The 12518-nt window shown below is 68.3% G+C and carries 8 protein-coding genes; 4 read left to right on the top strand and 4 right to left on the bottom strand.

What is annotated here, in order from left to right:
* Positions 1–54: 54 nt before the first annotated feature.
* The 3 genes from NFL01S_RS20680 to NFL01S_RS20690 form a co-directional block, all read right to left on the bottom strand.
* Positions 55–2910 carry a serine/threonine-protein kinase gene (locus NFL01S_RS20680; RefSeq protein ID WP_062977734.1) on the bottom strand — a complete coding sequence of 952 codons (2856 nt, stop codon included), beginning with the start codon at positions 2908–2910 and terminating at the stop codon, positions 55–57.
* Positions 2911–2916: 6 nt separating this feature from the next.
* Positions 2917–3888 carry a transporter substrate-binding domain-containing protein gene (locus NFL01S_RS20685; protein ID WP_062978176.1) on the bottom strand — a complete coding sequence of 324 codons (972 nt, stop codon included), beginning with the start codon at positions 3886–3888 and terminating at the stop codon, positions 2917–2919.
* 77 nt (positions 3889–3965) lie between these two features.
* Positions 3966–5333 (bottom strand): GlnX family signal transduction membrane protein, encoded by a 1368-nt coding sequence (locus tag NFL01S_RS20690; RefSeq protein WP_062978177.1) that lies wholly within the window; start codon positions 5331–5333, stop codon positions 3966–3968.
* A gap of 212 nt (positions 5334–5545) precedes the next feature.
* On the opposite strand from NFL01S_RS20690, the gene NFL01S_RS20695 reads away from it, so the two are divergent.
* From NFL01S_RS20695 to NFL01S_RS20705, 3 genes are read left to right on the top strand one after another with little or no spacing between them, the layout of a single operon-like run.
* A complete protein-coding gene (locus NFL01S_RS20695) occupies positions 5546–6274 on the top strand; it encodes an NUDIX domain-containing protein (RefSeq protein WP_371851836.1) in 729 nt (242 codons plus the stop codon).
* On the top strand, positions 6274–7104 hold the full coding sequence (locus NFL01S_RS20700) for a RibD family protein (RefSeq protein WP_084493021.1): 831 nt from the start codon (positions 6274–6276) through the stop codon (positions 7102–7104). Before NFL01S_RS20695 ends, NFL01S_RS20700 begins: the two co-directional genes overlap by 1 nt.
* The gene (locus tag NFL01S_RS20705) at positions 7074–7526 is read left to right on the top strand and encodes a deaminase (protein ID WP_062977738.1); all 453 of its coding nucleotides are present in this window, start codon (positions 7074–7076) and stop codon (positions 7524–7526) included. The genes NFL01S_RS20700 and NFL01S_RS20705 overlap by 31 nt, the downstream gene beginning before the upstream one ends.
* Before the next feature lie 208 nt (positions 7527–7734).
* Here NFL01S_RS20705 and dnaE read toward each other — a convergent pair whose 3' ends face one another.
* The gene (gene dnaE / locus NFL01S_RS20710) at positions 7735–11271 is read right to left on the bottom strand and encodes a DNA polymerase III subunit alpha (RefSeq protein WP_062977740.1); all 3537 of its coding nucleotides are present in this window, start codon (positions 11269–11271) and stop codon (positions 7735–7737) included.
* A 158-nt stretch (positions 11272–11429) separates the two neighbouring features.
* On the opposite strand from dnaE, the gene NFL01S_RS20715 reads away from it, so the two are divergent.
* Positions 11430–12413, top strand: a complete 984-nt coding sequence (locus tag NFL01S_RS20715) for a LysR family transcriptional regulator (RefSeq protein ID WP_063916004.1) — start codon at positions 11430–11432, stop codon at positions 12411–12413.
* The last annotated feature ends 105 nt before the right edge of the window (positions 12414–12518 follow it).

Consider the following 12518-nt stretch of genomic DNA (forward strand, 5'->3'; position numbering starts at 1 on the left):
GTCAACCGGTTCGACTGACCCGATGGCCCGAGCTGGACGGCGGCGAACGGGCGTTCAGAACCAGGTGGTGGGGCGGATGTGGTTGGCCAGGTCCACCAGGGCGTAGCGGTGGCGGCGGCCGGGGGCCCGCCGGGCCAGGGTGCGCAGGCCTCTTTCGGCGGCGTCGCGTAGGGCGTTCTCGGTGAATGCGATGCCGATGAGCGGCGGGTTCGGTGCGGCGGGGGTGTTCCCGGCCTGCAACCAGGCCAGTGCGCTGCCCAGGACGATGACCCGCAGTTGCAGCGCGCGGCGTTCGTCCGGCGGAAGCGCCTCCACTCGCTGCGCCGAGCGTCGGATCGTGTGTTCCGGGAGATCGCCGACGGGGGCGCTGGTGAGCAGCAGCAGGACCGCGGTCATCCGGGCGGTGGTGAAGTAGCGGGAGGATCCGGGCACTTCGTCCAGGGCGGTGACCGCCTCGGCAAAGCGGCCGGTGGCCGACAGGAGGCGGGCCAGGCCGAACGCCGCGCTCACCAAGCCGTGATCCGTGCGCCATGCGATGGCGTAGAAGTTCTCGGCGTAGGCGCGCCAGGCCTTGGTCTCGTCCGGGTGCCAATGCTGGAGGACGAGTTCGGCCGTCCCGGCGAGCGCCAGCTTGGGTGCCAGCTCGCCCGGCAGTACCCGCAGTACGGCATCGAAGGCAGAGTACGCCTTCTCGTAGTCGTTCTCGCGCAACCCGGCCAGCCCGGTGTACCAGTCGATCCGCCAATCGCGGCGGCCCGCCCCCGGAATCGCGTCCAGCAGTTCGCCCGCCTCGCCGACCCGGTCCGAATCGAGCAGGATACGGGCTTCGGCCAGCCGTAATTCCAGTTCCAGGTTTTCGGGGGCGGCCGCCGGATCGCGAGCCAGATCTTCACGCGCTTCGTGCAGGGCGGCCAGCGCCTGATCGGGTTCGGCCTGCAGGATATCCACCAGCCGGCGGGCGGCCGGGTCTGTCGGCGAGGGCAGCGGGACCGGTAGCGCAGCAGCGATATCCGTGGCCGCGAGGGCGGTGTCGTGGTCGGCGCCGTCAGCGTACGCGTCGGTCAGGCCGATCAGCTGCTCCGTGCCGAAAGCAGTGCGCTGCTTACCGAAAACCACCGACCGATGCGGATGTTCGGTCCCGGTGTCGAGGGCGAGTATTTCGCGCAGCACCCCGGCCAGTTGGTCGGCCATCGCACCGGCCGATCCGAACCTGCGGTCCGGTTCGGGGTCGGTGGCGCACAGCAGCAAACGATGGAACGATTCGTATTCGGCCAGGACGGGTTCGTCGTCGGGGGTGGGTAAGCCGTCGCGGTAGGCGCCGTGCTCGGTGGGGACGTTCAGGGTCAGCACGGCCAGCGTCCGCCCGACCGTATAGATATCGGAGGCGACGGTCGGCCCGGTGCGGGCGATCTCCGGGGCTTGAAAACCCCGGGTGCCGTACAGGTTCCCGTATGCGTCGATCGGCGCCACCGCACCGAGGTCGAGCAGTTTGACCTGATCCTCGGTGACCATGATGTTGTCGGGTTTCAGATCGTTGTAGGTGAGCCCGGTGGCATGGAGGTAGTCGAGGGCGGGCAGCACCTCGAGTACATACGCGATCGCCTGCGCCACCGGAATCCGTTCGGGCCGACGGTGGTCGTCGAGCATACTGCGCAGCGATCGACCACCCACGTACTCCATGACGATGAACCCGATCGGCTCGCCTTCAGGTGTTCGATGCTCGACGAAGTTGTGGATTTTCACGATGCCCGGATGGGCGACCTCGGCGAGGAACTCGCGTTCGGCCACCGCCACGGCTTGTGCTTCGATATCGTCGGCGTGCAGTAGACCCTTGAGCACCACCCACCGGTCGCTGACATTGCGGTCGATCGCCAGATAGATCCAGCCGAGCCCGCCGTGCGCGAGACAACCTTGGATTTCGTACTGGCCGGCGACCATATCGCCGGGGCGCAAACTCGGCCGAAAGTCGAAATTGGCACCGCAATTCGCGCAGGTACCGCGGGTGGTCGCCGGGCCGCTCGCGCTCGCCCGGCCCACCGGTTTCCCGCACCGCCAGCAGAACCGCTTCCCTTCCGCGACCACCGGATCGGCCAGGACCGCCGCGGCCGGGTCGGCGGGCTCGATACGCGGGACCTCGACCAGCCCGGCGACCAGTGTGCGCACGGTGGGCCGGGAACGCACGGTCCGGGTACTGCGCCCCGTCCGCACCTGGCCGCCGCTGCCCCGGCCCGACCCGAGACTGGTCCCGGCGCGCAGTTCGCCGGACCCCACGGCTGCTGTGCCGGGAACTGTTGCTGTGTCAGGTGCTGCTGTTGTGTCGGGTGCTGCCGCTGTGCCGGGTACCGCGGTTGTGTCGGGCGCCGGAGTGCCGGGAATCTCGGCCGTGCCGGCTGCTGCTGTATCTTCTGTTCCTCTCGATTCCGAGACCGCTGGTGTGCCGGGGGCCGGCGGCGCTCCGGCGGTGGCGGTGGCCTCGCCGGCACCGCGGATCGCGTCCGAGCCGGGGGTTGCCTGTGTGCCGGGGGGCACGCTGTGGTGAGTAAACGTGGTGGTGTCCGGTAGCGCCGTGACAGCGGGGTTGCCGGGCTCGGGCGCCTTCGCTTCGGAATCGGTGGCGGCGGCCATCTCCCCGGCGCCGGATACGGCCGGGTAATCCTCGGTGTCGGTGTCGGTGTCGGTGTCGGTGTCGGTGTCGGTGTCGGTGTCGGTGTCGGTGTCGGTGTCGGTGTCGGTGTCGGTGTCGGTGTCGGTGTCGGGGGGAGAGCCTGTCCCGCTGCCCGGGGCCTCACTCGGCAGCGCTGCGTTTCCAAGGGGTCGCTCGCGAAACCGGGTGGGTTCGACGGCGCGGGTTTCCGGCGGCTCCGGGATATCCCCGGAGCCGGGGCGGTTGCCGGACTCGTCCGTCGCCACCGCCGATCAGTCCCGATAGGTCGCCGGCGGGGGCGCCGGGGTGGGACCGAGGGCGGAGAGCCACTGGCTGTAGAGCCGGCCCCAGGTTCCGTCGGCGCGGATGCGGTCGAGGGTTCCGTTGACGAAGCGCACCAGATCCTCGTCACCCTTGGGGATTCCGATTCCGTACGGTTCCTGGCTGATACTCGGGCCCACGAGTTCGGTATGTGGGTCTTGTGCCGCGAGGCCGGCCAGGATCGAATCGTCGGTGCTCACCGCGTCCACCTGCCGCTGTTGCAGCACCACCAGGCAGTCGGCCCAGGTGGGGACCGTGAGGATGGACGCCTTGGGCTGGATCCGCCGGATATGTTCCAGTGAGGTGGTGCTGCGGATCGTGCAGACCCGCTTACCCGCCAGGTCTTTCAGGCTCTCGATCCCGGAATCCTGTACTGCGAGCACGCGCTGATGTGCCTGCAGGTACACCGTGGAGAACGCCACCCGCTGTAACCGTGCGCAGGTGATGGTCATCGTTTTGACCACCATATCGACGCGGCGGTCGATGAGTGCGTCTTCGCGTTCTTCCGAACCGAGGCTGCGGTATTCGATTCGGTCGGGGTCGCCGAACAGATCGCGGGCCACCTCGCGGGCGATATCGGCGTCGAATCCGACGATGACACCGCTGTTGGGGTCGCGGAAGCTGAACAGGTTGCTGCCGGTATCGAGTCCGACCACGAGGCGGCCGCGGGCACGGATCCGGTTCAGGGTGGGTCCGGTGGCGACGGGGCCGGTGGGACGCAGGCTTGCGGTGGGGTCGCCGCAGTCCGGGTCGTCGGGTACCTGGACCGGGACGTCGCTGGGTATCGCGGTCGCCTGGGCGGGTAGCGGTGGTTCGGCGTAGTCACCGTGCGGCGTTTCGCTGTGCGGGCCGGGCCCGGTGGCGCAGCCTGCCAGAAGCAGTGCGGTGCAGGCGATGGCACTACGCAGCAACCACGACCGCACCCCGGAACGGGGCAGGGCGCGACCGGTTCGGTGCGGCCGGGGCCGCACCGCCGGGCGGGGCGGGCTGGGCGCAGATCTCATCGATACTCCCGCAGTCTCGGCCAGATTCCGAAGGCGATATACGCCGCGGCGGCGATTCCGAGAATCACCGCACCGGGCGCCAGGTAGTCGAGTACCCGGGCGCTGTGGAAAATATTGCTACGCAGGGTGTCCCGGTTTTCGGTGATACCCGTGGCCAGGGTCTTGTCCAGGGCTTCGACGTGCAACGTGGCGTTTTCGGCGCCGGGTGCGGTGGCGATCGTAGCGGCACGGGCGAATTCGCCGCGATTCAGCGCGTCGTTCATCCGCTGATGCGCCGCCAGCCAGTGCAGCAGGGCGGCGCGGGCCTCGGTGGTCGCGCGGTCGGTGTGCCCGGCGAGTAGCTCGTTGAGCCGAGTGATGTTCGCGTCGAAGGTGTGGTCGTAATCGCCGGTGGTATCGCGCCGCACCAGTTTCAGGGTTTCCGCGGAGCGGGCCTGCTGCGCCAGGATCCGGCTCTCGGTGAGGCGCGCGGCCGGCACCGTGCCGTCGGAGCGGCCGCCCGACATCGCCGACGCAGAGACGGACCCGGCGATCACCGTCCACAGCAGCAAGATCAGCACCGCACCCGAGGCCAGCAGCAGGCCCGGGTTGAACGTGCGGTGCCAGCGCCGGGCCATCAGCCGCTGCGCCCAGACCAATGCGGTCAGCGCCGCCAGCAGTGCGACGATCGAGACCAGCGGCGGCCGCACATGCCGGTCCTGCGCCTCGTCCACGGCGTCCGCCCGGCGGACATAGAGTTGTTCGGCCATCGGCAGCAACTCGCTCTGCATCTGGTGTGACGCCTCGCTGAGATATGCGGCGCCGACCGGGTGACCTTCGCGGTTGTTCGCTCGCGCGGTCTCCACCAGACCCGAATAGACCGGCAATCCGGAACCTATACCGATCCGCTGCCGATCATCGTCGATGCCCTCACCGGACAGCGTCACCAGTTCGGCGCCCGCCTCGCCCAGTGCCTGGCTGTAGCGGTCGCGCACCTGTCGGGGTTCCAGGCCGGCGGAGATGAAGGCGGTGGCCGCGGCGGCGTCGGCCACCGAGAGCGAGGTGTAGAGCCGGTGTGCGGCATTGGCGTCGGGTTCGGTACCGGCGAGCAGAATGTCGAGATCGCGCTGTCGGTCGTGCACGGTGGCCGCGGTGATCGCCCCGGAGCCCAGGCACAGCACCACCAGGAGTAACCCGACCCCGATCAGCCGGCCCGGCGAGGATTGCGCGAACTGGCGTAACCGCGTGGGATCCAGCCATTTCCACGCCGTTTCGACCCGCGGTCGCACAAGACCGGACCACCCGGTCGTGGGCGCCGGTTCCGGCCGGTCCAGTTCGGGCCGGTCCGGTTCGGAGACCGCCCGATCCACCGCCGACCGCGTCATGTCCACCCTCCAACTCTGGGCGCCGTGTGCGCTGTATCGCTCTGCGGTATGTGCGCGATCCCGCTCACACCGCTGTCCTGAGCGTATTCGGTATTGTGCCCGCTCGCGCCTCGACGGCCACACCGACCGTCCCCGCAGCCGGGTACGGCAGGATGGAAGGGGACGGTCGACGAGGACGGTGCGAGATGCGCGGTGATGGAGACGGGTGGGCTGTGAGCCCCGGTGGGGTACGGCACTGGGGGAAATTCGGTGCGGCCGGGCTGCTGCTGCGCGCCCCGATCGGAGCAGGTGGCGTGGCGGTATTGCTACAGCACCGGGCGCCTTGGAGTCATCAGGGCGGTACCTGGGCACTGCCCGGTGGGGCCCGCGACAGCGACGAGACCGCGGTGCACGCCGCGGTGCGCGAAGCCGACGAGGAGGCCGGGATCAAGGCCGCCGATATCCAGGTGCGCGCCGAACGGGTCACGGCCGTAGCACCCAGTGGCTGGACCTACACCACCGTGATCGCCGACGCCGGTAAGCCGTTGCCCGTCGAGCCCAATATGGAAAGTGTCGAACTGGCCTGGGTTCCGGAGCACGAGGTGGACCAGCGGCCGCTGCACGCGGCATTCGCCGCGGCATGGCCGGATCTGCGCGCGACGCCGGCGCGAATGGATACCGGTGAATGCCCGCAGACCGATATCGCCGATCTGGCCGCGACCCTGCCCCGCACTGTCGATCTGGGGGCCGAGTTTGTGTGGTTGCACGCCGACCCCGAAGGCCCCGGGGAGCGGGCCGTCCTGCTGAACCCGCCGTACCCGGCCGAGCGGGCCGATGACAGCGAGGTAGCGGCAGCGGTATCGGCGGCCGGTGACCCCGCCGCGGAACCGGGTGCGGCCGTCCAGGCGGCGGCCAGGGTGCTGGGTATCCCGCGCAGCCGGGTGCTCGGCCCGGAGGCGTGATGGTTGCCGCGGGCGAGAACCGGCCGGGCGGTACCGCGGGCTCGGCCGTGCCGGTGGACACTCCCGGCGGGCCCCGGCCCTTTGTGTTGCTCTCGGTGGCGGCGAGTGTCGACGGATATATCGACGACACCGCCGACGACCGGCTGCTGCTGTCGAACGAGGCCGATTTCGACCGGGTGGACGAGCTGCGCGCCTGGTCGGACGCGATTCTGGTGGGGGCCGAAACCGTGCGCCGCGACAATCCGCGACTGTTGGTGAAGGACGACGAGCGCCGCCGGGCCCGCGTCGCCGCCGGGAAACCCGAGTTCCCCCGGAAGGTCACGGTGACCGCCCGCGGGGACCTGGACCCGGCCGCTCGCTTCTGGCATGACGGTACGGCCGGACAACCACCGCTCGTCTACACCACCGAATCCGGCGCCCGGCGGCTGGCTGAGAGACTCACCGCGCCCGCGCAGGAGCGACTGATCCCGCCTGCGGAGCAACGTCTGACTGTGCCCGCGGAGATCGTCGCGCTGGGTGCTGAGCTCGACTTCGGGGCCTTGCTCGACGACCTCGCTGCCCGCGGAATCTCGCGGTTGATGGTCGAGGGCGGTGGCCGGATCCACACCGCGTTCCTGGCCGGCGGTCTGGCCGACGAAATCCATCTCGCCCTCGGCCCCACCCTGGTCGGCGACCCGGAGGCACCGCGTTTCCTGTACCCCGCCGCATTCCCGGGTGGCTCCACCCACCGCATGTCGTTGCTTGGGGTAGCGCAGCTCGGGGATATGGCAGTGTTGCGTTATCGACCGCAGGAGGCCCGATGCCCGAACCCGACCACCACCACTGGATGAACCGGGCGATCGAACTGGCGCGGCGCAGTCCACCGGTGCCGGGTGCGTTCTCGGTGGGGGCGGTGATCGTCGCCGACGGGGTCGAGCTCGCCACCGGCTTCTCCCGCGAGGCCGACCCCAAGAATCATGCCGAGGAGGCCGCCCTGGCCAAACTCGATCCGGCGGATCCGCGGCTACGCCACGCCACCCTGTACAGCACCCTGGAACCGTGTTCGGAGCGGGCCACCAAGACCAGGCTGCCGTGTACCGACCGGGTGCTCGCGGCGGGTATCCCGGCCGTGGTGATCGCCTGGCGGGAACCGGCGACGTTCGTCGTGAACTGTGTGGGTGTGGAGAGGTTGCGGGAGCACGGGGTGCGGGTGCTGGAACTCCCGGAGCTGGCCGAGGCCGCGATGTCGATGAACCGGCATCTCGAGCTGTGAACTGCGCCGGGTAGCGCGCATCACAACGCGGCGGGAAATAGCTCGCCGGGTGCCCGGGTTGAATACCCGTGTCGGCGTTCGGACAGCCCCGGGCCGCACCCCATTTGTCGCTACGAGCGACCACTCGCCGAGAGGCGCTTGTTGGACGTCGACCTCGAACGACGCCGCCGGGAACACCACCCGGCGGCGTTTTCGTGCCCGGTGGTGTTCACTGCAGGCAGGCGGGCCCGAACAGCGCTTTCAGTTCACCCATCAGGGCGGGTGAGGTGGTGATCCGGAATCGGGGATCCAGCGCGAGCAGCCGGGGACCGCGGGTGCCGATCAGGTTGATGCGGAGCTCGGTGGCGCCGGGATGTCGCTGCAGCGTTTCTCGCAGGGCGCGCACCGACCGCGGTGTACACGCGGTGGTGGCCAGGGTGAGAGTCATGGCCCGGCCGGACCCGTCGGCGGTCAGTTCCGGATCACGCACCTGGTCGCCGAGCAGCGACTGCCGGCCCTCGCGGATGCTGACCTGTGCGCCGACGGCCACGACGGCGTCCTCGACCAGGAGCGTGGCGGCACCGGCGTAGGCGGCCGGAAAGAACAGGATCTCGATCCCGGCTTCCAGATCCTCGAGGCGCACGATTGCCCAGGTTTCCCCTTTCTTGGTGACGCGGCGGTCGACGGCAGCGATGATGCCGGCCACCGTGACCTTCCGTCCGTGCGGAACCCGGCCTTCGGTGAGCGCGCTGACCGGGGTGTCGCCGACCGTGGCGAGCGCGGTCGCGATCTCGTCCAGCGGATGGCCGGACACATAGAGCCCGAGCATTTCGCGTTCGTAACCGAGCCGCTCCCGGGTTGCCCATTCCTGATCGGGTACCGGGATATCGAAAACGCCGGTGTCGTGGCCCGGATCGGCGCCGTCGCCGGCGAACAGGTCGAATTGTCCGCGTGCGGCGGCTTTCTTGGTGTGCATCACCGCGTCGACGGCCTCACCGTGCACGGTCCACAGCCCTTTGCGGGGATGTCCCAGCGAATCGAACGCGCCTGCCTTTACCAGTGATTCGACCACTTTCTTCGTGCAGCCGGTGGTGTCGACCTTGGTGAGGTAGTCGGAGAAGCTGGTGAACTCTCCCGGGTGCCGCGCGCGAATCACCGCCTGCACCACCGGTTCGCCCACATTGCGCACAGCACCCAGGCCGAAGCGGATATCGGCGCCGACGCTGGTGAAGGTGGCGGCGGACTGGTTCACGTCCGGCGGGAGTACTCGGATACCGCGTTTGCGGCAGTCGGCGAGATAGGTCGCGGATTTGTCCTTGTCGTCGCCGACCGAGGTGAGCAGCGCGGCCATGAATTCCGCCGGATAGTTCGCCTTCAGATAGGCGGTCCAGTACATCACCAGGCTGTATCCGGCGGCATGGGATTTGTTGTAGGCGTACCCGGCGAACGGCAACACGGCCTCCCACAGCGCGGTCACCGCATCGTCGCTGTACCCGTTGCCGCGCATACCGTTACGGAAGTTCTCGAATTCCAGCGCCAGTACCTCGGGCTTCTTCTTGCCCATTGCGCGGCGCAGCAGATCGGCCTGCCCCAGTGAATATCCGGCGACCTGCTGTGCGATCTGCATGATCTGTTCCTGATAGACGATCAGCGCATACGTTTCGGCGAGGACCTCGCGCAGCGGCTCGTCGAGTTCGCGGTGGATCGGAGTCACCGCTTCCCGGCCGTTCTTGCGGTCGGCATAGGCCCAGTGCGCGCCCACTCCCATCGGCCCCGGCCGGTACAGGGCATTGGAGGCCACCAGATCGTTGAATTCCGTCGGCGCCATCCGCAGCAGTAGTTCCCGCATCCCGGCCGAATCCATCTGGAAAACACCGAGGTTGTCGCCGCGGGCGAGCATCGCGTAGGTGGCCTCGTCGTCGAGTTGCAGGGTGTCGAGATCGATCTCGGTACCCCGGTTGGCGCGGATGTTGTCGAGACAGTCGCCGATCACCGTGAGCGTCCGCAACCCCAGGAAATCCATTTTGAGCAGGCCGATGGCCTCGCACGACGGATAGTCCCATCCGGTGATCACGGCCCCGTCCTGTGGGCGTTTCCACAGCGGCACCACGTCGAGCAGCGGTTCACTCGACAGGATCACCGCGCAGGCATGAACCCCCGCGCCACGGACCATTCCTTCCAGACCGACCGCCGTGTCGTAGATCCGGCGGATCTCGGGATCGGCATCGATGAGCGCCCGCACCTCCGCGGCCTCGCCGTAGCGTTCGTGGCCCGGGTCGGTGATACCCGCGACGGAGATATCCTTCGCTGCCACCGCCGGCGGTAGCGCTTTGGTGATCCGGTCGGCCACGGCGAACCCGGGCTGTCCGAACTGCACCCGCGCCGCGTCCTTGAGGGCGGCCTTGGTCTTGATGGTGCCGAAGGTGATCACCTGCGCGACCTTGTCCGCACCCCACCGCTCGGTGGCGTACCGGATCATTTCGCCGCGGCGGCGGTCGTCGAAGTCGATATCTATATCCGGCGCGGACGGACGTTCCGGGTTGAGGAAACGTTCGAACAGCAACCCGTGCTCGATGGGATCGATATTGGTGATGGCCAGCGCGTACGCCACCAGCGAACCGGCCGCCGAACCGCGTCCCGGCCCCACCCGGATCCCGGCTCGGCGCGCATACGCGATGAGGTCGCCAACCACCAGGAAGTAGGCCGGAAAACCCTTGTCGCGGATGATGTCCAGCTCGAAATCCGCGCGGTGGCGGTAGCTGTCCGGCACTCCGCCCGGGAAGCGCCAGTGCAACCCGGCCGTTACCTCTCGCCGCAGCCAGCTGTCCTCGGTATGCCCGTCGGGCACCGGGAACACCGGCATCCGGTCGTGGAAATCCCACACCTCGTCGTAGGGCTCGATACGTTCGGCCACGGCGAGGGTGGCGTCGCAGGCGCCCGGTACCTCGTCGTCCCACAGAGCCCGCATCTCGGCCGGAGATTTCAGGTAGTAGCCGTCGCCGCCGAACCGGAACCGTGTGGGATCGGACAGCGTTTTCCCGGTCTGGACGCACAGCATGGCCTCGTGCGCGGCCGACTGCTGCCGCAGCACATAGTGGCAGTCGTTGGTGGCCAGCGGGGTCAGCCCGGCCTTCTCCCCGACGGCCAGCAGATCCGTGCGGACCCGCCGTTCGATCGTGAGCCCGTGATCCATCACCTCGAGCAGGAAATTCTCGGGGCCGAAGATATCGCGCCACCGGCCGGCCGCCGCGTAGGCGGCATCGAATTGTCCCAGCCGCAAACGGGTCTGGACCTCCCCGGACGGGCAGCCGGTGGTGGCGATCAATCCCTCGGCGTATTCCGCGATCAGTTCGGCATCCATCCGCGGCCATTTCCCCAACTGCCCTTCGAACGACGCCCGCGACGACAGCCGGAACAGGTTGCGCAGGCCGACAGCGTTGCGGGCGAAGATCGTCATGTGCAGGTAGGCGCCGGAGCCGGAAACATCGTCGGATTTCTGCGATGGGTCGCCCCACTGCACGCGTTCGCCGGAAAACCGCGACTCCGGAGCGATATACGCCTCGATCCCGATAATCGGTTTCGCCGCCGACTGCCGGGACCGCCGGAAGAATTCCGCCGCCCCGTACATGTTCCCGTGGTCGGTCATCCCGACAGCCGGCATACCGAGCCGCTCGGCCTCGGCGAACAGCGGATCGACCTTGGCCATCCCGTCGAGCATCGAGTACTCGGTGTGGTTGTGCAGATGCACGAAAGATGCGTTCGTCATCGGTGAACCCCGTGCCGTCGAGCGGTGTCCGGGCCGGCCGGTTGTTCGCCGGATCGGCCGATAAGGTTGATTCGGCTACATATGACCAGGTGAAATGCGGTAGGTCGAACAATCGACACGTGAACCAACACAACCGATGGATGTGACAGGAGGTCGGGATGGGTGAGCTCGATCTGCGGGCCGTCCGGGCTTTCACGGCTCTGATGGAGCACCGCCAATTCGGTCTCGCCGCGGGCGCTCTACGGATCAGCCAGCAGGCGGTATCCAAACGGATCGCGCGGTTGGAGGCACTACTGGGAGTGTCTCTTTTCGACCGAGTACCGACTGGGGCGGAACCGACCGTCGCGGCCCTGCGATTCCTACCGCACGCACAGTCGCTGCTGGCGGTCGCGGACCAAGCGGTCGCGGCTGTTGCGGGACTTGCGCGTCCCCTGCGGGTCGCCGTGCTGGGCGAACGGCAAGCCGAGATGCGGGCGATGCGGTTCTATCTGGGGCGTCACCCGGATGCCGATATCGAGCTGGTGCTGTCCACCTCGTATCTGACCTCGCGGGACGCCCTGCTGAACGGGCGGGTCGATGCGGCCTTCGCGCGCGCCCACGGCGGGCCGCGACCACTGCCCCGACGGATTGCGGCCGTGCCGGCGTATCTCGATGCGCTGCATCTGCTGGTCGGGCGAGGACATCCGCTGGCCGGTCGGTCCACAGTGGCGCTTGCCGAGCTGGCGGGTCAGCAGGTTTGGGTGCCCGGAGCGGCTATACCGTCGGAATGGGCCGATTTCTATCGTGACTTGGCGAAATCGAGCGGGGTGGTGATCGATCAGTCACCGCGGCCGGGACTCTTCGCCGGTTCGGATAGGACCCGGGGGCCGGCGCCGATCGAGGGACTCGTCGAGGCCGTCGCCAGGTCGGACTCGCTGGCGACCTTCACCGGAGAAGGTTTCGAAACCCCGTGGCATCCCGAGATCCGGCGAATCTCCGTGGTCGATCCCACACCTGCCTATCCGCATGCCCTGTTGTGGGACACCACAGATCAGCACCCCGAACTGCCGGCCTTGGCCGAACACTTCCGAACCGGGTACAACCGCGACGTCGCGGCAGGTTGCTGGATACCGGACAGCGACAGAGCGCTGTTCATATCGTGAAACAGTGCCCAGTCCCCGCTTTCGCGGTCGGCACCGGTATCGCCAATGTCGGGAATGTCCGATACTCGAGGTTGTCTGTGGTGTCGAACTGCCGATGCGTATTCG

This window comes from Nocardia flavorosea NBRC 108225, assembly GCF_001613385.1.
Lineage (GTDB): Bacteria > Actinomycetota > Actinomycetes > Mycobacteriales > Mycobacteriaceae > Nocardia > Nocardia flavorosea.